The organism is Mongoliibacter sp., from assembly GCF_007692705.1.
GTDB lineage: Bacteria > Bacteroidota > Bacteroidia > Cytophagales > Cyclobacteriaceae > Mongoliibacter.
On record NZ_REBN01000139.1, the window covers coordinates 1 to 21,768 of the forward strand.

The 21,768-nt window shown below is 39.5% G+C and carries 15 protein-coding genes and 1 pseudogene; 7 read left to right on the top strand and 9 right to left on the bottom strand.

From position 1 onward, the window contains the following. Nucleotides 1–189: 189 nt before the first annotated feature. A complete protein-coding gene (locus tag EA341_RS07725) occupies nucleotides 190–840 on the top strand; it encodes a response regulator transcription factor (protein WP_293012749.1) in 651 nt (216 codons plus the stop codon). Between the two features lie 341 nt (nucleotides 841–1,181). Then, complete coding sequence (locus EA341_RS07730; protein ID WP_293012751.1) at nucleotides 1,182–2,861, top strand: S8 family serine peptidase; 1,680 nt, start codon at nucleotides 1,182–1,184, stop codon at nucleotides 2,859–2,861. A 185-nt stretch (nucleotides 2,862–3,046) separates the two neighbouring features. Here EA341_RS07730 and EA341_RS07735 read toward each other — a convergent pair whose 3' ends face one another. After that, complete coding sequence (locus EA341_RS07735) at nucleotides 3,047–4,255, bottom strand: acyl-CoA dehydrogenase family protein (protein ID WP_293012752.1); 1,209 nt, start codon at nucleotides 4,253–4,255, stop codon at nucleotides 3,047–3,049. Nucleotides 4,256–4,373: 118 nt separating this feature from the next. Here EA341_RS07735 and EA341_RS07740 point away from each other — a divergent pair, with 118 nt between their 5' ends. Further along, nucleotides 4,374–5,339: a tryptophan 2,3-dioxygenase family protein gene (locus EA341_RS07740; RefSeq protein WP_293012753.1), complete on the top strand. Its 966-nt coding sequence runs from the start codon at nucleotides 4,374–4,376 to the stop codon at nucleotides 5,337–5,339. Between the two features lie 223 nt (nucleotides 5,340–5,562). Next, nucleotides 5,563–7,149, top strand: coding sequence for an NAD(P)/FAD-dependent oxidoreductase (locus EA341_RS07745; protein WP_293012754.1), 1,587 nt, complete (start codon nucleotides 5,563–5,565; stop codon nucleotides 7,147–7,149). A 1-nt stretch (nucleotide 7,150) separates the two neighbouring features. Here the strand turns inward: EA341_RS07745 and EA341_RS07750 are convergent, their stop codons facing one another. Beyond that, nucleotides 7,151–8,356 (bottom strand): Gfo/Idh/MocA family oxidoreductase, encoded by a 1,206-nt coding sequence (locus tag EA341_RS07750; RefSeq protein ID WP_293012755.1) that lies wholly within the window; start codon nucleotides 8,354–8,356, stop codon nucleotides 7,151–7,153. A gap of 160 nt (nucleotides 8,357–8,516) precedes the next feature. On the opposite strand from EA341_RS07750, the gene EA341_RS07755 reads away from it, so the two are divergent. After that, entirely contained in the window at nucleotides 8,517–9,905 is a 1,389-nt protein-coding gene (locus tag EA341_RS07755; protein ID WP_367127052.1) for an exonuclease domain-containing protein, read from the top strand. A 4-nt stretch (nucleotides 9,906–9,909) separates the two neighbouring features. Here the strand turns inward: EA341_RS07755 and EA341_RS07760 are convergent, their stop codons facing one another. Beyond that, nucleotides 9,910–11,310 (bottom strand): glycoside hydrolase family 30 beta sandwich domain-containing protein, encoded by a 1,401-nt coding sequence (locus tag EA341_RS07760; RefSeq protein WP_293012756.1) that lies wholly within the window; start codon nucleotides 11,308–11,310, stop codon nucleotides 9,910–9,912. 73 nt (nucleotides 11,311–11,383) lie between these two features. Then, nucleotides 11,384–11,785 (bottom strand): hypothetical protein, encoded by a 402-nt coding sequence (locus EA341_RS07765; protein WP_293012757.1) that lies wholly within the window; start codon nucleotides 11,783–11,785, stop codon nucleotides 11,384–11,386. A 185-nt stretch (nucleotides 11,786–11,970) separates the two neighbouring features. On the opposite strand from EA341_RS07765, the gene EA341_RS07770 reads away from it, so the two are divergent. Next, the gene (locus tag EA341_RS07770; RefSeq protein ID WP_293012758.1) at nucleotides 11,971–12,564 is read left to right on the top strand and encodes a DUF6134 family protein; all 594 of its coding nucleotides are present in this window, start codon (nucleotides 11,971–11,973) and stop codon (nucleotides 12,562–12,564) included. A gap of 549 nt (nucleotides 12,565–13,113) precedes the next feature. On the opposite strand, the gene EA341_RS07775 is transcribed toward EA341_RS07770, so the two are convergent. Further along, nucleotides 13,114–14,451 carry an amidohydrolase gene (locus tag EA341_RS07775; protein ID WP_293012759.1) on the bottom strand — a complete coding sequence of 446 codons (1,338 nt, stop codon included), beginning with the start codon at nucleotides 14,449–14,451 and terminating at the stop codon, nucleotides 13,114–13,116. A 92-nt stretch (nucleotides 14,452–14,543) separates the two neighbouring features. Here EA341_RS07775 and EA341_RS07780 point away from each other — a divergent pair, with 92 nt between their 5' ends. Then, on the top strand, nucleotides 14,544–15,509 hold the full coding sequence (locus EA341_RS07780) for an alpha/beta fold hydrolase (protein WP_293012761.1): 966 nt from the start codon (nucleotides 14,544–14,546) through the stop codon (nucleotides 15,507–15,509). A 532-nt stretch (nucleotides 15,510–16,041) separates the two neighbouring features. On the opposite strand, the gene EA341_RS07785 is transcribed toward EA341_RS07780, so the two are convergent. The 4 genes and pseudogenes from EA341_RS07785 to EA341_RS07800 form a co-directional block, all read right to left on the bottom strand. Then, nucleotides 16,042–18,306 carry a molybdopterin cofactor-binding domain-containing protein gene (locus tag EA341_RS07785; protein ID WP_293012762.1) on the bottom strand — a complete coding sequence of 755 codons (2,265 nt, stop codon included), beginning with the start codon at nucleotides 18,304–18,306 and terminating at the stop codon, nucleotides 16,042–16,044. Between the two features lie 17 nt (nucleotides 18,307–18,323). Further along, nucleotides 18,324–18,779, bottom strand: coding sequence for a (2Fe-2S)-binding protein (locus EA341_RS07790; protein ID WP_293012764.1), 456 nt, complete (start codon nucleotides 18,777–18,779; stop codon nucleotides 18,324–18,326). Nucleotides 18,780–18,883: 104 nt separating this feature from the next. Beyond that, nucleotides 18,884–21,124: a molybdopterin cofactor-binding domain-containing protein gene (locus EA341_RS07795; RefSeq protein ID WP_293012766.1), complete on the bottom strand. Its 2,241-nt coding sequence runs from the start codon at nucleotides 21,122–21,124 to the stop codon at nucleotides 18,884–18,886. 85 nt (nucleotides 21,125–21,209) lie between these two features. Then, nucleotides 21,210–21,659 (bottom strand): annotated as a pseudogene (locus EA341_RS07800) (nuclear transport factor 2 family protein). Between the last annotated feature and the right edge of the window lie 109 nt (nucleotides 21,660–21,768).

The following is a 21,768-nucleotide window of genomic DNA, read 5'->3' on the forward strand; positions in this document are numbered from 1 at the left end:
TAAAATTTTGATTTTAATAAAATTAACAAATTAAATTTGGTTGAATAGTTTTTTTATACTACATTAGGTTGAAAAGTATCTTTAAAGTTAGTTTGAATAATTTTGGGAAATGGTTTTTTGGTAACATTTTAAAAATTGTTGGATATGGTTATGACTTTGAAATAAAGCCAATCATCTAAAAATTGTTTTATGTGTATTAAAGTTGCCATTGTTGATGACCACGAATTGTTTCTATTGGGAATAGGCTATTTGATTGAAAAATCCCTAGGAATTCAAGTATCAAAAAGATTTTACGATGGGCAGGAAGTTTTGGACTACCTAAAATTGGGAAATACTATCGACCTTTTGATCTCTGATCTGGACATGCCTGAAATAGATGGTTTTAAATTACTTTCCCATTTGAAAAGAGATTACCCCAATACCAAGGTGATGATCATGAGTGCTATCAATGATAAAGAAACGATTGCACTCTGTAAAAATCTGGGAGCCAATGGGTTTATAAGAAAGGACAGTTTCAAAAAAGAACTTATTGTTGCAATTGATAGAATAATGCTGGGCTTAGAATATTTTTCAAAAGGGGCTGAATCCTCAATGTTATTCACTCATTCTTCTGTATATGGTATTTTATCTGAAAAATACAATTTAACCAAAAGAGAAATCGAAATTTTGCAATTGATTTTGAATGAATTTATGAGTTCTGAAATAGCAGATAAACTTCATTGCAGCATTTTCACCATCAAAACTCATAGAAGAAATCTTTTTAAAAAACTTGGGATACGAAATCTTGCCGGATTAATCAATTTGATCAATGAATTGCAGGCAAGGTATATTGAGAAGTAAGAAATATTATTTTGAAAATTTTTTCCAGTGGTTAACAATAATTTTAAAACCAGTCAATTCAAAAATCAAATAGTGGTGAAAACTTGTAACCAAACCCAATTTGGAGCTGATATTTATCTAAAAATAGTACCTAGGTAGTATTTTTTAACTCTCTGAAAATCAGCAATTTTATTTTCTGTTTTATACCCTAGAAGGGGGGGATCATGTTTCCGTGAAAAGGCTCTTTTTAAATACAACTATAAAGTGTAGCAGTCTAAAGATGGATAGGTAACAATTTCAAACACTAAGTGATCTCTAAGTACTATGAATTTTCAATATTAAACTTTAAACAAATTTCAACCATGAAAAATTTAAAACTTAACAATAGACCACCTTTTTGGGGATTACTTATGTTATTTATAGTCTTTTCCTGTCAGGATATTAATCTGGAAGAACAACAATCGGAGGCTTTCGTCGATATAGATCAAGCATTATCTAATGCAGTCGCGGGAAGCTATATTGTAACGCTCAATGCCAGCGAAGTCAGTTTTCGTAAATCTGAAAAGTACGAGGACGTGCAGGAAAAAATGAGGAATATAGCCAATGAGGTCCTATTGAGAAGCGGTATTTTTGATAAAAAAATAAAGGCTGTATTTGGTCACGTACTAACTGGTTTTGTTGTCGAACTAAGTAATGAAGAAGTACATGCATTAAAAAATAGTCGTGGAGTTAAATCTATTTCATCAGATAAATTTACTTCAAGTAATCAGATCCTCCGAAATAATAATCCAAATAGAGGGGGAGGTGGAGGAGGATCAGACCCTGATCCAACTACTGATCCAGAGCCTACTCCAGACCCAGAACCGGAAATAATTGATACAAAATGGTATTTAGATAGAATTGATCAAAGGAAATTACCGCTTGACAACAAGTTTAATACTCCTACAACAGGTATTGGGGTAACGGTTTATTTGCTTGATGTGGAATTAGATCCAAGTCTTGACGAATTTGGTAACAGAGCTTCTAACGAAAATATTGGTCTGGGATCCGGAGGAAATCCTTACAGGATTTATTTAGGAAATATTAAAGGTGCTGTTGTTGCCGGTAAAACCTTAGGTGTTGCTAAAGACGCCAATTTGATTGCAGTAAAATTATTGTATGAAGTTGATGAAGGCGAGAGAGAGTATGATGTGCGTTTGAGCTCTTACATTCAAGCCATAGATTGGGTTTTAAGCGATGCCAAAAGTAAAAATGGGCCAGCAGTAGTTTTATCTGGACCAATTTCATATGTCATTGAACCGATGTTAGAACTGGCTATGAACGAACTATATAATTCGAATATTAGTATTTTTACAAGTGTAACTAATGCTGATAGCAATATACCGACATGTACAACATCACCTTCTGGTTTTTCAAATGTTTTTACAGTAGGACCTACCACAAAATATGATAAATTAGGATTTAATGGTTGGCAATACGGTGACTGTATTAATCTTTTTGCTCCAGGAACTGATATTCTTATAAACGGATTTCCAGGAGCAGAAACTACAGATTCAGGAATTCCTCATTTTGATATCTCGTATGGGAATTCGGCTGCATTGGCAGCTGGAGTGGCGGCACTTTACTTAGAATCCAACCCAAAAGCTAGTGCGCAGCAGGTATATGATTTCCTTTTTGAAACTTCCACCAAGGACATAGTCAAGTTCTCCAAATCTATCAATAACCACATGTTGTTTTCCGGACTGAATAGTGATGGAGCAGGAGAGATTGATCCTAATCGACCCAATTATGCCTTTGATTTAGAGGCAAGCTCTCAAAAGGCCAGAGGAAATAGTTACAATGTGTTTTTCCATTGGAATAATATAGAAAGTGCTTCCGGTATGCTGAATGTCTATCAGGATGGAGATGCAGTTGGTAGCGTACCAAATAGTGAATCCTTTATGATAGGTGTGAGTGGAAAAAACTTACCTCCAAGAACCTACAAGTTTTGTGTTCCTGGTACCAACAAGTGTTCAAATGAGGTGGTGGTGACCTTTAACTGATTTTAATGAATCTCTTAATTTTTTAACTTGTAAATGGTTCATAAAGCTTTGAAATTCTTTAAAATATAACCTTCAACCGCAACAAAAAGACCGCCGAGGTTATGAAAATCTCAGCGGTCATTGCTTGGTACGTAGTATAATTGTCAAGTCTTGGTTCTTGTGTCTTAAGTCTAAAATCTCGTTTCTTACTTAAAAGCCGCTATCCCCGTAATCTCATGTCCCAAAATCAACAAATGAATATCATGGGTTCCTTCATAGGTAACTACAGATTCCAGGTTCATCATGTGGCGCATGATTGGATATTCTCCCGTGATTCCCATTCCTCCATGGATTTGTCTGGCTTCTCTAGCGATATCCAATGCCATAGCCACATTATTCCGTTTGGCCAAAGAGATATGGGCTGTGGTAGCCTTGCCTTCGTTCATCATCATCCCAAGTTTCCAGTTGAGCAATTGTGCTTTCGTGATTTCAGAAAGCATTTCTGCCAGTTTCTTTTGTATAAGCTGAAATGACGCAATAGGCTTGTCAAACTGTATCCTCTCCATCGCATATCGCCTCGCCGAATCATAACAGTCCATAGCAGCACCAACCGCACCCCAGGCAATCCCATATCTCGCAGAGTCCAGACACATCAAAGGTGCTCCAAGACCGGATTTATTGGGAAGCAGGTTTTCTTTTGGCACTTTGACATTATCAAAAACCAATTCTCCAGTACAAGAAGCCCTCAAAGACCATTTGTTGTGGGTTTCAGGTGTAGAGAATCCCTCCATTCCTCTTTCTACTATCAAACCGTGAATCCTACCTTCCTCATTTTTTGCCCAAACCACAGCAATATCAGCTTTGGGAGAATTGGAAATCCACATCTTTGCTCCATTCAGAAGATAATGGTCTCCCATATCCTTAAAATTGGTTTTCATTCCACTTGGGTTTGAACCGTGGTCAGGCTCAGTCAGTCCAAAGCAGCCTAGCATTTCACCTGAGGCTAATTTGGGCAAAAACTTCTTTTTCTGTTCTTCAGAACCGAATTTGTAAATAGGATACATCACCAAGGAACCTTGAACCGATGCTGTAGAGCGCATACCGGAATCACCTCTTTCTATTTCCTGCATAATCAGTCCATAGGAAATATAATCCATTCCTCCGCCTCCATACTCCTCAGGGATTTGTGGACCAAAAGCACCCACATCACCAAATTTTTTTACTATATCGTAAGGAAAGTAAGCGTCTTGTGCCCACTCTTCTATATATGGGCTAATCTCTTTTTTCACAAAATCTCTGATGGAGGAACGGACTAATTTGTGCTCCTCATTTAAAAGGTCATCAATAAGATAAAAGTCCACCCCTTCAAATAAATCCTGCTTGCTTGCTTTCTGCTTTGTGGAAGTATGCTCCATAAGTATTTTGGTTAATTGCTAATTATAATGGATTTTTACAGCCAAAATGCTGCTTTCCTGCCTTGAAATAAATAAGAAGCAGGTGAAAAAGCTATCTATTTGCACAAAATTTTAATTCATGAGCCCAGCCCAATACCCAAAAGACGTTTTAGAGAAAATAGAGCTACTTCAGGAAAAATTTAAGGCCTCCGGTCAAGACCTTTCTTCTTACCTTGAAGGATTGCTTTATGCAGATTATATGACTTATTGGGATTATATCAATTTGGATATCCTGCTTTCCTTACAACAACCTAGAACCTCCTTCAAAGACGAAAAAATCTTTATCATTTACCATCAGATTACTGAGCTATATTTCAAGCTGATCATTTGGGAAATGGAACAGATTGCTGAAAAGGAGCCCATAAATGCTGAGTTTTTCAAGCAAAGGCTTGAAAGGATTATCATGTATTTCGACCACCTGATCAGTTCTTTTGCCGTGATGTGGAAAGGTATGGAAAAAGAGCAATTTCTTAAATTCCGTATGTCGCTACTTCCTTCAAGCGGATTTCAAAGTGCACAGTATCGAGTGATTGAGATTTTGGCAACTGACGCCAATAAGCTGATCCATATTGAAAAAAGGGAACTACTCGACAAAACCAGAGATACTGAGCAAATATTCGATAATCTGTATTGGCAACAAGGAGCTGTAGAATTGGCAACCGGTGAAAAGACCCTGACCCTGAAAACCTTTGAAAAAAAGTATGGAAAGCAATTAAAGGATCTGATTAAGAATTACAAAACTTCTAATATTTGGCAAAAATATACTTCCTGTCAAGATCAGGATGATGAGTTGAAGGAATTGATGAAGTCACTTGACCTGAAAGCCAATGTTTTCTGGCCTTTGGCTCATTACAAATCTGCAGTCAGGTACCTTCAAAAAGACCCTGTAGATATTGCTGCTACGGGCGGTACCAATTGGCAGAAATACTTACCGCCGAGATTTCAAAAAGTCATTTTCTACCCAGAACTCTGGTCTGAAGAAGAAATGAACGAATGGGGAAAAGGCTGGGTTGTGAAGGAGGTTTTTGGGAAAGAAAATGAATGATTTACGATTGACGAATTACGATTTACGGCGCTATTACCTGTATTTATTGCAACAATTCATTAGTTCATCAAATTGTTAATAGTTAAAAGTTAAATAGTCCGTACACCTTAACCCTTAACCTTTAACTTTTAACAAAACCATCAATTACACAATTAAACGATTCATCAATTCCTCAGTTCATCAATTACACGATTACACCATTTAAGGATAAATACCTTACACAATGAAAAAAGAAATCAACTTACAGCTTTCCCCTGAGGAAGCTTATAATGAGGAGTTATTCAGGCCCATTGCGCTCAGAAAAGCAGGGATTGGACCTGATCAGCCCATGACATACGTCAGGCAAACCCGAAGGTCTATAGATGCTAGGGGAAGAAATGTTAAGGTAAATGTTGCCGCAGAAGTTTTTGTCAATGAGGCACCCCAGCCCATGCTGGATTTTCATCATGATTACCCCAATGTCCAAAATGCTGATCAGATTATTATCGTAGGAGCTGGACCGGCTGGACTTTTTGCAGCTTTACGTGCTATTGAGCTTGGAGTGAAACCAATTGTAATTGAGCGAGGCAAAGATGTCAGGGCCCGCAGGCGAGACCTTGCAGCCATCAACAAATCTCATATTGTCAATCCTGAATCCAATTATTGTTTTGGAGAGGGCGGTGCCGGAACTTATTCTGACGGAAAGTTATATACACGTTCTAAAAAACGAGGGGATATCAGAAGAATCATGGAGATTTTGGTCGCCCATGGTGCTACTGAAGAAATACTCGTAGAGGCACATCCCCATATCGGAACCAACAAATTGCCAAAATTGGTGGCTGAATTGAGAGAATCTATTTTACAGGCAGGAGGGGAGGTGTTGTTTGATTCTAAGGTAGTTGATTTTTTATTGAAGGGAAATGAAATCCAGGGAGTTACGCTTCAAAATGGTGAAAAAATTATGGGCAAAGGAGTTATCCTAGCCACAGGACATTCTGCAAGAGATATTTTTCACCTGCTTCATGCCAAAAACATCCTGATAGCCGCTAAACCATTCGCATTGGGAGTCAGGATTGAACACAGCCAAAATTTGATTGACAAGATCCAATACAATTGTGCTGTGGATAGAGGACCCTATTTGCCTGCTGCTTCTTATTCTTTGGTCAGTCAATCCATGTATCAAGGAAAACAGCGCGGAGTATTTTCTTTTTGTATGTGTCCTGGTGGTTTTATCGTTCCTGCAGCCACAACTCCAGGAGAAATTGTAGTCAATGGCATGAGTCCAAGCAGAAGAGACAGTAAATATGCCAATTCGGGAATGGTGGTGGCAGTGGAACTGGAAGATTTACAGGAATATCAAAAATACGGCCCATTGGCAGCCATGATGTTTCAAGCTGATGTGGAAAAAAGGGCCTGGGAACTTGGAGGAAAGACACAGGTTGCTCCGGCTCAAAGGATGGTGGATTTTACACAAAGTAAAGTAAGCAGTTCCTTATTGGATACATCTTATCAGCCAGGTTTACTTTCTGTGGATATGAGGGAAGTGCTTCCGGATTTTATTTCAGAAAGGCTAAGACAGGGGCTGATCGCATTCGGCAATAAAATGAGAGGTTACCTAACCAATGAGGCCCAGATTATTGGAGTAGAAAGCCGTACATCATCTCCAGTTCGCATCCCTCGAGACAAGGAAACTTTTGAACACCCTATAGTTAAAGGACTATATCCCTGTGGGGAAGGTGCCGGATATGCAGGAGGTATTGTCTCCGCTGCCATGGATGGGGAAAGATGTGCAGAAATGCTTATTGGAAAATATGTAAGAATCAATAATTGATTCAACTCAAATTATATTCATCTTTCCAACTCATTGTGCTTCCCTCATAAAGAGATTGATTGGCCAAGGCTACCGTAATGGCGGTCTTGCCGGCATTGACAACATTGGCATAAGGCAAGGCTGATTGTGTTAAACATCTGTGGTAATCTTCAAGGGCATAATAGGATCCATCCCTTGTGGGTTCATCCAGTATCTTGACTCCTTTTTTGTCAGATGACCAAGTCAATTTGGTAGCACCGGAGACACCATCTACTTCTTGTAATTCTGCTTTGACGTCCGGTTCTGGATAGAAAATCCCCTCATTCATCAGCAAGGAAACCATACCCTTGGTACCTTTGATTTTGAAGGCATATCCTTCATGCTGATTGGCGCAGGTTGCTCCGAAATTCCCTATCATTCCCTCATTATACCTTAGCATAACCTGCACGTTATCAAATGTTTCTCTACCATCATTGAAATAATCTATTCCACCCATACCATGTATTTGGCCGGGTTGTGTTTCGAAGGCCCAGTTGATAAAGTCTATTTGGTGAGAAAGTAATTCTGCTACCAATCCTCCTGAATATTCCTTGTACATCCTCCAGTTGATTTGTCTTTCCAGATCAGAACTGGGAACAGGTCTTCTCCAATTGTGGTTGCGGTCCCACCTTGCATCGATTTGGGTGACTTTTCCGAGCCATCCATTTTGAATCATTTCTTTGACTTTAAAATAAAGTGGGGAGTATCTGTATTGGTGTCCTATTTGCACAATTTGATTTGGGTGAGCTTTTACCAAATTGTTTAAAGCCAGAACCTCATCCACATTAAAGACCATGGTTTTTTCCAAAAATAGATGCTTACCTGACTCCAATACAGCTTTCGCATGCTCAAAATGTAGGTAAAGAGGAGTGGACACCAACACCACATCAATCTCCTTATTTTCCAAAAGGGCATTATGATGATCATAAAAGCTGATTCCGGTAGGGTAGGTTTGTTTGGCATTTTCAATCCTGAAAGGAAGGTTGTCACAGATAGCGACCACCTCAAATTTTTCAGGCATGGAATTCATCACGGAATGCATACCGGATCCTCGATCCCCATATCCGATGATGCCTACTTTAAAGGGACCTTCTTGGGCTGAGGCAAAAAGTTTTGAACTGCCAATAATAGGAATCGTACTTCCTGCTGCCAGCAAGGTACTAAGTTTTACAAATTCTCTTCTATTCAATTTTTTAGGTCTTTTAGGTTTTGGATCAACAATATAAAAAAGAATTCAAAGCAAAACAGAACCTTTTGAACTTATGGCAAATGAACGGGTTTGATGGAATATAAATCAAATCAGGACAATGAATGTCTTTCATTTTTTTTAGAGGTAAAAAATTCAAAACTTGCTCAGCATAAAGAATACTAGGATGGAGTTTGTGATCGTGGACATTGAGACAACAGGTGGAAACCCCAGTAATGGTGGTATTACAGAAATAGCAGCCTTGATCTATAAAGATGGGATAGTGATTGATCAATATCATTCACTGATAAATCCCGAAAGGTATATTCCCGGCTATATCACGGGGCTTACTGGAATAGATCAAGGTATGGTGGAAAACTCCCCAACTTTCGCTGAGGTTTCTGATGAATTATTAGACTTTCTCAAAGGAAGAGTTTTTGTAGCCCACAATGTCAATTTCGATTATACTTTTATTAGGGAATCCTTCAGACAGGTTGGTATCTCTTATGATTCAGCCAAGCTTTGTACAGTGAGGTTAAGTAGAAAAGTTTTTCCCGGGCTTGGATCCTACAGTTTGGGCCGCATATGCGAGCAATTGCAAATCAAAATTGAAAACCGACACCGGGCGTTCGGAGATGCAGAAGCAACAGCTATTTTATTTGACAAAATTTACTCCAAAGATGGCCAAACCGTGCTTTCAAGCTTAAAAAGGAATGCAGGAGAAACCTTTTTACCTCCTAATATTTCAAAAGAAAAATATATGGAAATCCCTGAAGCTACGGGAATTTATTTTTTCCACGACAAAAATGGTCAGGTTATTTATGTAGGTAAGGCTACGAATATCAGGTCCAGGTTTAAAGGTCATTTCTCCGGAAATTCCAAAGAAAAAATCAATCTCAAATCCGAAATACACGATGTAAGCTGGCAGTTGACAGGAAGTGAGTTTTTGGCTTTTCTTCTTGAACTTTTGGAGATCAAGAATTTATGGCCCAAATACAATAAAGCTTTAAAATACAAGTCAAGTAACTGGGCTCTTTACTCCTATGAAGATAATGCCGGTTATTTGAGGTTTCAGGTATCGAAAAATACAAATCCACAACAAGCATTGACTGAATTTGACTCACATTCAGAAGCCTGGAAATTCATCATGGATAAAGTGAAAGAATTTGACCTTTGTCCGAAATTGGCAGGAATACAAAAGTCAGTAAGTGACTGTTTTGACTACAAAATCAAAAAATGTAAAGGAGCATGCTGTGGACAAGAATCAGCCCAAGATTACAATACAAGGGTCAACAATTTTCTAGATGAGCTGCAAGACCAAAAAGGTGAATTGCTGATCAAAGAAGAAGGGATTTACCCAGATGAAGAGACAGCCTTGTATTTTGTAAACGGGGTATTTGCGGGTTATGCATTTTTGAACGGACAGAGTATGATAAATACAAGTGAAGATGTTTTGAATATGATTCAAAAAGTAAAGCATTTACCTGAAACAAGGTATATTCTCAGGTCATTTATCCCTAAAATCAAAAGCACAAAGATTCAGGTGCTTTAATCTTTTAAAGGTCAAGAATAAGGGTTGCTACTGCACCGGGACCTAAAGTTAGATTGCCTTCATATGCTTGCCATCCAATTGTAAATTCTTTTTCTTCATTGCCTTCATTCAGTACCAAGAGGACAATTTTGCCATCTGGCCTTAAGAATGCCACATTTGGCAAATTATCTGCCATATTAGAATCTATTCTTACAGAACCAGGATCAACAAACTTACTGGCATGGGCTAAGATATAATATGCAGGGTTTCTGGTAACATCATTTCCATCAATAGTGACTCCCCCCAAGCATCTGTCACAGCCACCTCGATCAGTGAAAGGAGTTAAATCCGGATTAGAACTGAGGTTCCATTCCAAAACTGCTTTGGCCCAATTTCTGGATGCTCCAATTGTAAGGTTCTTCGTATGCCAAATCAAATCTTCAGGTAGATTTCCAGGAGCCCCTATCCACTGTTCGGTAAAATATATATGTTTGTCTGGGTGTGCTTGATGTACTTCTGAGAGTGCATCTATGGTACCCCCATAAAGGTGAAATGCCGATCCGTGAACGTACCTTTTGGCTTCAGGATCGTCCAAGATACTAATCGGGTAATCCGGTCGGTCGGCATTGTGGTCATATAAAATGATTTTTGTTTTCAGACCTTTTTCTTCAAATAAAGGACCCAAGTGGTTTTTTACAAAATCTCTCTGTTCTTCGGCAAGCATAAGTAGACTGGGATTGTTTCCAGGGTGTAGGGGCTCATTTTGCACTGTGACAGCATCAATGTGAATTCCTTCTTCGTCCATTTGCTCGAGATAACGGACAAAATATAAAGCATAAGCAGGATAATTTTCAGGCAAAAGTTGGCCTCCTCTGGTATCCTGATTGTCTTTCATCCATGCAGGAGGAGACCAAGGCGAACCCATAAGGGTAATGTCGGGATTGATTTCCAGAATTTCTTTCAGAATGGGGATTACATCTTCTCTGTCGGGACCAAGGTCAAACTTGCTAAGTTGAGGATCATTCTGACCATCTTCAACATCATGGTATGAAAATACAGTTTCATTGAGATCTGAGGCAGCGATGGATAGCCTCAAATAAGCAATACGGATATCTTCTTTTCCATCACCGAAAAGCTCTTGCAGCAATGCTTTCCTTTTTTCTTTATCCATTCCTAAAAGATGCTTGGCTGAGCCTTGAGACAAGGTAAACCCAAATCCTTCCATTTCCTGGTATTGCATCTCATGATCAATCAGGATATTGGGTGTCAACTCCCGATTTTGTTTGAAAATAGCATTATCCTGTTTTTGAAATAGTATATCCTTTGAGGGATCGGTTAACCAGAATTCTGCTTCTTTTTCATTGACGGTATTACAGGATGCGATTAATACTGTAGTTAGAATGAGTAAAGATAGGGCGTATTTCATAGGTGGGGAAATTAAACAGAAGCCATGAATTTAGGAATAAATCCATGGCTTAAATTAAATGTTTGTCGGTAATTTATAAAAAGGCCAGAGCTGCAGGCCCTAATTGTCTTTGCAGGGGCTTTAGCAGGCTCCCAATACTATTGTTATAATTGCCTAAAAGTTGTTTCCCCAAAAGATTTAAGAGAAAATTCTGTCTGGTTTTTTTTAGGTCTAAAAATTGGGATTTTTTGGCATCCTCTCCCAAAGAACTGTTGAGTACTTTGAAAACATCATCAGTGAAGCTTTTATTATTTGTTTTGAGTTTGCTTTCCTGGTCTGCACTTAGACCAAGGCCATCTGTTTTATTCAGAATATTGAGTACCTGTGTAGGGAGGTCTGCACTTCCTGCAGAGGGGACATTCAACCTTTGCGCTGTGACATTCATAGCTGATAAGGTTGTGAAAATAAATGTGAAAATGACAAATAATTTTTTCATGATTAGGTTTTTTCGTTTCAAGTAAATTAATAAAAATCAAATAAATTATAAGTTAAATATGGTTTTTATTGAGCAGGGTAAGGCTATTTTATTTTTGAAAAGACAATAATACTAAGTAATGAAATCTGATTTTCTGCTCAATCATTTGAGCTTGCAAACAATTATTTCCAATTTCGGGCATGAATATGAGATTAATAATAATTGCTGTTTTTATACTGATTTTAAATGCTACAGGGATGTCGCATGGCCAAGTAGTACAAAAATATGATGTTTCTATTGCAGGTATTTCTATTGGAGAAATGACTGCTAAAAAGTTTGATAGGGGAGAGGAAGTTGTTTATGAATTGAGCAGTAATGTGAGCTTTTGGTTTTTTGGACGGATCAATTTGGATTACTTCACCAAAACCACTTACAAAGATGGGTTGCTCAGAACAGTAAGGTTAACTTCAAATACCAACCGGGGAAATTTCAAATCGGATATAGCTTGGAAAGAAGACCATTACAAAGTTCAAACGACCAACTACAAATACGAATTGGACACCACTATTCACAAACCTCTACATTTCAGCGCCGCCGTTTTTTACTTTCAAGAGCCAAGGGGAGTTAAGGAGTTTATGGCGGAAGCTTATGGTTTGGTATCTCCGATTGTGAAAAAGGGAGAATATTACGAGGTAGATGTCAATGGTAACCGGAACCGGTTTTACTATAAAAATGGTGAACTGGAAAAGGCAGTAATGCAGTTCCCCGTCAAAAATTATGTAATTACGAGAAAGGATTGATATCTCAATAAGAAAAGGAACCGGCAAAACCGATTCCTTTAAAATATCATCGATACCTATGAAGAAAATTTTCTATTGCAAAGGTATGCCTACGGAAATTAATCACGGTTAAGTCATTGTGAAGTAATCTTTAATTTCACACTTGAAATATGCTTTCAGCGAAATAGGATGGAAATATACTTCGTGAAATATTGTAGAAATATGCTTCGCGATATAAATTGAAATATGCTTCGCGAAATATTGTAGAAATATGCCTTCGGCGATATAATTTCCTATCTTCAAAACTGAATTCCAAATTATAGCAGTAGAGCGAGGAATTTATTTCAACCTTATTTCAATCGTATTTCCACCTTATTTCTATAATATCTCTACTTTATTCCGAATCACTTCGTTCTCGGGATCTTCGCTTCAATTTCAAGTATATATCTAAAATATTTCAACTTATTTCCACCCTATTTCTATTCTATTTCAACTGTATTTCCACTGTATTTCCATCAAATTAAAGTATCTATCAATATCCACAAATATCTAATAATATCCATTTAAAAATTACTTTTTCATTATCTCCATATTCCTCAAAATATCCATTGCAAAAAGACTCATGGCCTTTATTCCTGTTTTGATGGTTGGCTCAGGTAAGGGAGCGAATTGAGGGGAATGCAATCCTGGAATTTCTAAACCCTCTGCTTTGGCTTTTTTAAGGAATTCGGGGTCAGAGGCTCCTAGATAGAACATGCTGATAGGGATATTCCTTTCCTGCAATCCAAATCTGCTGAAATCTTCTCCTATCATCTGAGCTTCAACTTCTTTGACATTGTCTTCCCCTAAATTGGTTTTAAACACGTTGACCATACGCTCTGTAAGCTCCGCATCATTGATGGTAGCAGGTGTATGTGGCTCTCTGATCCAATACGTTGGCATTTTAGACTCAGGAAGGCCTGCTGCTTTCGCATAATTTTCACTGATTCTTTTGACACTGCTGATCATTTCTTCCCTTACCTCTGGCGAATATGACCTTAATGTCAATTGCATGGTCACTTCATCAGGGATGATGTTGTGGACAGAACCTCCATGGATTGATCCAACGGTTACCACCGCGGGGTCAGTTGGTGCAATTCTCCTGCTGACAATTGTCTGATATGCCTGGATCATTTGCGCACTTAATACTATCGGGTCAATTCCGGTATGTGGGGCAGCACCATGCGCACCTTCTCCATATACTGTCACGTTCATCATGTCAACCCCAGCCATCAAAGGCCCTGCTTTGTAGCCAACCTGACCGGCAGGTAAAAACGGATCATCATGTAAAGCAATGGCATAATCAGGGTGAGGGAATCTTTCATAAAGGCCATCATTCATCATATTCCAAGCTCCCATTCCATTTTCTTCGGAAGGTTGACCCACCATCAGTAAAGTTCCTCTCCAGCTTTCCTTAAATTCCTGCATGATCCGAGCCGTACCTACAAAAACGGTCATATGGATATCATGCCCACAGCTGTGGGCAATGTAGGTTTCTTTACCGTCATTGCTGACTCCCTTCTTGGTTGAAGCATAGGGTAAGCCTGTTTTTTCCTCCATTGGAAGCGCATCCATATCTGCACGGATAAGCAATACAGGCCCAGGCCCGTTTCTCAAAACACCTACTACTCCGTATCCACCAATTCCTTCGGTAACTTCATATCCCAAATCCCGTAATTCCTGGGCTATTCGCGCTGAAGTTTCCTTTTCCTGCAAGGAAAGTTCAGGGTTTTGGTGAAGATGTTTATAGAGTTTATCTAGCTCTGGGTATATTTTATCGATAACTGTATCCACTTGCTGAGCCTGGATAGTGGTGATAAAACCAATAAAAAGAAGTGGTAAGAGGAAAATAAAATTCAATTTTTTCATAAACTGTTATGCGTTAAATTTTTCAAATAAAACAAATTATTCCCTCTTTTGGGGTAGAGATTCCAAATCATAGTTTATTCATAGCCATTTTTATGCCCTTAATTGAAAAATCAACCTATATCGCTCCACCAAAGCTTCTTTTTAACGGACATTTAGAAACTATTATTCCGAGTATTTTCAGGACGATAGATGGAGTGAATTATTCAAGAGAAAGAATTGATACCCCTGATGATGATTTTCTGGATTTGGATTGGTCCAAAGTGGGATCTGAAAAACTCCTTATCATTTCCCATGGCCTGGAAGGGAGTTCGGATAGGCATTACGTCAAAGGCTTGGTAAAGCTCTTTAATCAGAATGGATTTGATGTCTTGGCTTGGAATAACCGCTCTTGCAGTGGGGAAATGAACCGGGCTAAAATTCTTTACCATCATGGAGCTTCATATGATTTAGAAACAGTTATCAATCATGTAGAAAATGAGTATGATTATAAAGCCTATTACCTCAGTGGAATTTCTATGGGGGGAGCGCAGACTTTGAAATATTTGGGAGAAAACGGTGGTAGCTTAAATCCGAAGATAAAAAGTGCCACAGTGTATTCTACGCCCTGCAATTTGGAGGATTCTGCAGCCACACTAAAGGAGAGAAGGAATGCATTTTATAAAAAGCGTTTCCTTGGTAAACTTAAAGCCAAATTGTTTTTGAAAGAAAAGCAACATCCCGGTTTGGTAGATGTTGAATTATTGAAGACAGTGAATGATTTTGATACTTTTGACACCCATTTTACAGCTAAGCTTTATGGGTTTAAAAATGCTAAGGATTTTTATCATGCTGTCAGTGCTGACAATTGGATCAAGGATATAGAAATCCCAACCTTAATCATCAATGCGATCAATGATCCTTTGCTGAAGGACAGGTGTTATCCAGTTAAGTTGGCTGAGAAGCATCCAAACATCTTTCTGGAAATGCCGAAAAGGGGAGGGCATACTGGATTTTTACTGAAGGGACAAGAATTTTCTTGGGCGGAAATGAGGTTTTTGGAGTTTTTGAATAAGACATAAGATATTAGACACAAGATGCAAGAAACGAGAAGCGAGAGATCCAAGATTGAAGGCTTAAAGCTAGTCCTAGCGAAAGGCATAGTAAGTTGGTTCGAAAATGTGTTTATAAAAAGTGAAATGTTATCAAAATAAAAAAACGACAGCCCAGAAGGCTGTCGTTTTTTGATAATTATTACCCAATCAATTTTTGTTTAAAAATTGAAGTCTTAAATATTTTTTATGAATTTGATCAATTGCTAATCATTGATGCAAGCTGTAATGTAAGAGCCAATAAAAATTAAGCACCTATAATTAACAACCCAGATTCAGGAATCAATGTTTCATTTTTAGGTTTAAAAGTCTCAAATGCTGGTAAAAGCATATTCAGTTGATTTACAAATGAAATTAAAAGATGAGTTTTTGGCCAATTGGTAAATGATACTTCTATTTATTTCTAATGATTTTTATAGAAACAACAAAGAAAAATCCCCTTAACATATTTGGATATCAAGGGGATAGAACCTTTTCGCAAAAAGGCGGGGACCTTTAAGTTTTACATCCTTAACATTACATTATCCAGTTCTTTACCAAATGGTTGTGTGTAGAACCTTTTCCCGGTTGCCTGATAAAGAGCATTGGATACAGCTGCAAAAACAGGAGGGAACAAGGGCTCTCCCAACCCTGTAGGTGCATGTTCATTTTTAACAAAATGCACCTCAATTTTTTTGGGAGCTTCAGACATACGGATCATTTTATAATCATTGAAATTGTTTTTTTGTGGTACTCCATCTTTGAAAGGCAATTCCCCGAAGAAAGCATTTCCAATGCCATCCACAATAGCACCTTCTCCCATATTGGAAGCAGCATCAGGATTGATGACAATTCCGCAATCTACTGCGGCAACTACATTTTCAACCACCGGTTTGTTGCCCTCTAATCTTAAATCGAGTACTTCTGCAACGTAGGAATTATGGCAGAAATAAGCCGAAACACCCCGGTGAACTCCTTCTTTTGGGGAGTCCCAATTGGCTTTTTCCCTGACTAATTTCAATACACCCGCATAGCGTTCGGGGTCATAGTCGTTATTGGTTCCTACAGGATTTTTAGTGGCTCTGTCTAACAGTTCCAATCGGAAATCAATTGGATCTTTACCCAACTCTTCTGCCAATTCATCTAAAAAGGATTGCTCGGCACTTGCTATAAAATTTGATCTCGGTGCCCTGAAAGCACCAATGGTAATATTGGAGGGGATATCCCATCCCTCTGCTAAATAATTTTCTACAGCTCCGGCAGGAAACCTGTTGGGAGCAATAGGAGTTTCTGGAATTCCGCCTGCCTTTACATGAATAGCCGTTAGTTTTCCGTTTTCATCAATAGCGGCTCTGTAGGTAGCGGTGTAGGTAGGACGATAAATCCCATAAGTCATGTCATCCTCCCGGGTGTACATCATTTTAACTGGGGCCCCGACTTTTTGGGAAATTACGGCTGCTTCCACCATATGATGGGAATAAGCCCTTTGCCCAAAACCACCGCCCATCCTGGCCAAATTTATTTGGATTTTATCTTTTGGAAGTCCCAATCTTTCTGAAAGTGTATTTATAATAAATTCAGGTGCCTGTGTAGGACCGTAAATTTCAGCTTTGTCCGCAGTTACGTGGGCATAACAGTTGACAGGCTCCATACAGTTGTGGGCGAGATAAGGGGCTGTGTAGGTTTTTTCCAATACTTTGGCAGCTTTCTGAAATGCCTCTTCCGGATTTCCATCCTTTCGAAGCACGTTGGCTGGTTTTTTGGAATATTCTTCCATTCTTGCCAAGTGTCCGTCAGTATTTTCAAGCCCTGAAGGTATTTTTACTTTAGATTGATTTCCACCCCATCCTGATACGGTAATTTCTTTGTCAGGTGCTTTCTCCCATTCAACTTGAAGTGCTTTTTTAGCCTGTAGGACTTCCCAGGTGCTGTTTCCTACAATGGCTACCATTTCCTGATGGGTAGTGGTGTCAAAAGCATTTTGAACATAACCATCACTGTGGACATGAAAACTGAAAACATCTTTGATACCGGACATAGATTTGATTGACTCTCCATCAAATGTTTTCAGCTGCATGCCAAATGCTGGAGGATGCACAATGGCCGAAACCAACGTCCCCTCTTGTTTATAATCCATGGCAAACATAGGTTTGCCGGTAATGATTTTTTCTATATCTACATTTTTCTTGGATGTGCCTATGATATTGAAGTCTTTGATATCCTTCAACTTGACTTCTACCGGAACTTCAATGGTTGCAGCCATAGAAGCCATTTCTCCATAATGAGCTTTCTTGCCACTTCCTTTGTGTTCAATGATTCCCTTTGAAGTTTTTATTTCATCTGCTGATACCTCCCAGGTCTGCGCTGCTGCGGCTACCAACAAATATCTTGCTGCTGCTCCAGCTGCCCTTAATGGATTCCATCCCTGCCGAATACCTTGGCTACCTCCTGTAAATTGCCTTTCATAGCGTTCGGGGTAAAAATCTGCCTGCTCCACAATCACATTACTCCAATCCACATCCAATTCATCTGCCAAGATCATGGGCATTGAGGTTTTGACATTGGATCCAAATTCAGGATTAGGAGAAAAAAGTGTTACACGTCCATTGTCACCGATTTTGATATAACTGTTCAGCTCAAACCATTCATCAGGTAAGCCAAGGGCTTCCTGTTCCGCTGTAGGTTTACATCCAGTCAGCCAACTGAAACTGAGTATCATCCCTCCGCCTGCCAAGGCAGATGCTTTTAAAAAGGATCTTCTATTGAGTTTGGTTTTAATGATTGTCATGGTCAGGTGATTTTGGATTATGAATTGGCGGCAGTTTTGATGGCCTTTTTGATACGCACATAGGTTCCGCACCGGCATATATTGCCGTTCATGGCATTGTCAATGTCTTCGTCGGTAGGATTTGGATTATTTTCCAACAAAGCCACAGCACTCATAATCTGACCAGCCTGGCAATAGCCGCATTGTGGCACATCATGTTCCATCCATGCTTTTTGAACAGGATGATCAACTTTCTCAGAAAGTCCCTCAATCGTTGTGATTTTAGTACCTTCAGCTGCGGATACAGGAATAGAGCAGGAACGTACCGCATTCCCGTCCATTATGATAGTACAGGCGCCACATTGTGCTATACCACATCCGTATTTGGTTCCTACCAAATCCAAATGGTCTCTCAATACCCATAAGATGGGTGTAGCTGGATCTATATCCACTGATTGGGTTTTACCGTTGATGTTGAGGTTGAATGTTGCCATATATCTTCGCTTTTAAATCTTAAAGTCGATGGGAGGTTCTTTTTAATTTAAACCCCCATAAATTTTGATTGATGTTAGTAATTTATTGTTAGTGGAATTGATATTTATGTTAACTGGGGTGCAAAGGGTTGTTGATAGAGACGCTTACCATTTGCCTGATAAAGTGCATTTGCCAATGCAGCAAATACCGAAGGATAACCCGGTTCCCCTAAGCCTGTTGGGTCAACCTGACTTTCCACAAAATAGGTGTCGATCGCTTTTGGCGCTTCACCCATCCGAATCATGCGGTATCGGTCAAAATTATTTTTGTCCGGGACTCCCTGATTGAACTTCAATTCTCCGAACATGGCTGTTCCGATAGCATCCACAACAGCCCCTTCACAAAGATTTTTGGCCGCATCCGGATTGATGAGTAGCCCGCAATCCAGTGCCTGGGTTACCTTTTCAACCTTGACCTGACCATTTTCAATCCTTAGATCCAGCACTTGTGCAGCGTAGCTGTTGTGACAGAAATAAGCGGAAACGCCCCGTGAAATCCCGGCTTGGTTTTGCCCCCATTTGGATTTGGCTTTTACCAGCTCCAATACCCCGGCATAGCGCTCAGGATCGTAATCATTGTTTTCGCCAACAGGATTTTCCTTTGCTCTTTTCAATAATTCCAATCGAAAATCAATAGGGTCTTTCCCGATTTCCTCTGCAATTTCATCCAAAAAGGACTGCTCAGCCGCTGCGATAAAATTGGACCTTGGGGCCCTGAAAGACCCTACTGTAATGTTGGAAGATACAGTCCATTCCTCTACCCAATAATTTTCAACTGCACCAGCAGGAAACCTGTCCGGGTATATTGGGGGTTCCACCAATCCACCTGCATTGACATGGAATCCGATCAGGTTGTTGTCCTTGTCTAAAGCAGCACGATAGGTAGCCTGGTACATAGGTCGGTAAATTCCCCCGGTCATATCATCTTCACGGGAATACATCAACTTGATTGGGGCATTTACTTTTTGTGAAATCACAGCAGCCTCTATTAACCAATGCGCGTAAGATCGTCGACCATAGCCACCCCCCAAACGGGTCATTTCGATTTCAATATTTTCTATGGGAATTCCCAGACGTGTAGAAAGCGCCTGTTCGGTAAGTTCCGGCTTTTGGAGTGGTCCGGCACAATGCACCTGATTGCCATTGATATGGGCAAAGAAATTCATGGGCTCCATGCAGTTGTGCGCTAAGAAAGGCCCATTATATGTGCGTTCGATTACCTTGGAGGCATTTCGAAAGGCCATCTCAGGATTTCCGTCTTTGCGTACGGTCTTCGCCTTGCTGGCTACGTCGTTCATTTTAGCCAATTGTTCTGGCTCACTTTCCAGACCGCCCGGGATCGTCCTCATCTCCTTTCTCCCGTTCCAGTCCCTTTTTTCCTGATAGGTACCAAAATTTTCCCATTCCACACTTACGGCTTTTTTGGCATTCAGTACTTCCCAGGTCGAATTGCCAACGATGGCTACAAGATCAGTAAAACTGGTAGTATCAAAAAAAGTGCGTTCATAACCGTCCTCATGAGATTTGATGGGGAAAATTTCTCTGATGCCCGGAAGGTTTCTGGCCTTTGAATCATCGAATGATTTCAATCTCATCCCATGAGCCGGTGGATGAATGATCATGGCAATCAACATTCCCTCTTTTTTGTAATCTATACCAAAAAGCGGTTTTCCGGTGACTATATTTTTAGCATCTACATTTTTTCGGGAAGTACCGATAATGGTATAGGCTTTCTGTTCTTTCAATTGGACATTTTCCGGCAATGGGAGCGTGGCTGCCAAAGAAGCCATTTCACCATAATGGGCTTTTTTACCACTTCCCTGATGATAGATCATCCCCATTTTTGTCGTGATTTCACTAGCAGGCACATTCCAGGTTTGAGCAGCGGCATTTACCAAAAGTTGTCTTGCCGTAGCTCCCGCATTCCGAAGAACATTCCATCCCATTCTGATGGCCTGAGATCCACCAATAAATTGACGGGTAAAATTGTCGGTGTCTAAAGGTGCCTGTTCCACCAAGACTTTGGGCCAGTCAGCATCCAATTCTTCGGCAACAATCATCGGCATGCCTGTTTTGACATTCTGTCCTCCTTCAGGATTGGGAGACATGATGGTAATCAGTCCATTATCACCTATTCGAATAAACCCATTGATCCTGATCCACTCTTCCGGCATTCCAAGAAGGTCTTCTTTGGAATCCGGTTTACATCCTGCCAACCAACCCACACTCAAAAATAACCCACCTCCTGCGAGAGCGGATACTTTGAGAAAGGACCGGCGGTTGAGTTTTTCGGAAGTAGGATTCATTTTTTCGATTTATTCAAGGATAATGGAGACAAAGACAATTTACGAATTCAAAAGATGGATTGCTATTGTTATCAGTTTTCATTCATTATTTCTCAATCTCATGCGTATCCCGGACACTACTGAAAGTCAATGCCAGCATTTTCCAAACTGAGTCCTCTTTTTGGTATACTTCAGTTACTGTAAATTCTGTTGAAACCTCATTTTCGCGGACTACTGCATGTAGCGTGATTCGGTTCCAAACAATAGCAGTATTTCCTACCAACTCGACAGCTGAATCATGAATATCCGCTTACTTATACCAAATGCTTCCAGTTTCTATGATTTCAAGCTCTCTTGGCGTAGTTCAGGTACCGCTCATGTGGACAAATTTGGCTTGTGGATGGAATAGGGGAGTGAGTTTTTCAATGTCTTTATCCGCCATCCACTGCCACTTGTCCATGGAAAGTTGGATGATTTCTTGTTCTTTAGAAGATTGCGCATTAACGTAGTTTGCGCTTATTAGAAATAGGGTAAATATGAAGATGTACTTTTTCATTGGTATTTCGGCTTGTTTCAACTTGTAACTTATTTATGATGGATCAAATGTAGATTGATCCAATTTCTTAAAATAATGACAAGCAAACAAAGAATTACGAAAATCAAAC

Bases quoted from the DNA above. Each gene is read 5' to 3' on its own strand.
- EA341_RS07725 (WP_293012749.1), top strand. From the start codon at position 190: ATGTGTATTAAAGTTGCCATTGTTGATGACCACGAATTGTTTCTATTG.
- EA341_RS07730 (WP_293012751.1), top strand. From the start codon at position 1,182: ATGAAAAATTTAAAACTTAACAATAGACCACCTTTTTGGGGATTACTT.
- EA341_RS07735 (WP_293012752.1), bottom strand. From the start codon at position 4,255: ATGGAGCATACTTCCACAAAGCAGAAAGCAAGCAAGCAGGATTTATTT.
- EA341_RS07740 (WP_293012753.1), top strand. From the start codon at position 4,374: ATGAGCCCAGCCCAATACCCAAAAGACGTTTTAGAGAAAATAGAGCTA.
- EA341_RS07745 (WP_293012754.1), top strand. From the start codon at position 5,563: ATGAAAAAAGAAATCAACTTACAGCTTTCCCCTGAGGAAGCTTATAAT.
- EA341_RS07760 (WP_293012756.1), bottom strand. From the start codon at position 11,310: ATGAAATACGCCCTATCTTTACTCATTCTAACTACAGTATTAATCGCA.
- EA341_RS07765 (WP_293012757.1), bottom strand. From the start codon at position 11,785: ATGAAAAAATTATTTGTCATTTTCACATTTATTTTCACAACCTTATCA.
- EA341_RS07770 (WP_293012758.1), top strand. From the start codon at position 11,971: ATGAGATTAATAATAATTGCTGTTTTTATACTGATTTTAAATGCTACA.
- EA341_RS07775 (WP_293012759.1), bottom strand. From the start codon at position 14,451: ATGAAAAAATTGAATTTTATTTTCCTCTTACCACTTCTTTTTATTGGT.
- EA341_RS07780 (WP_293012761.1), top strand. From the start codon at position 14,544: ATGCCCTTAATTGAAAAATCAACCTATATCGCTCCACCAAAGCTTCTT.
- EA341_RS07785 (WP_293012762.1), bottom strand. From the start codon at position 18,306: ATGACAATCATTAAAACCAAACTCAATAGAAGATCCTTTTTAAAAGCA.
- EA341_RS07790 (WP_293012764.1), bottom strand. From the start codon at position 18,779: ATGGCAACATTCAACCTCAACATCAACGGTAAAACCCAATCAGTGGAT.
- EA341_RS07795 (WP_293012766.1), bottom strand. From the start codon at position 21,124: ATGAATCCTACTTCCGAAAAACTCAACCGCCGGTCCTTTCTCAAAGTA.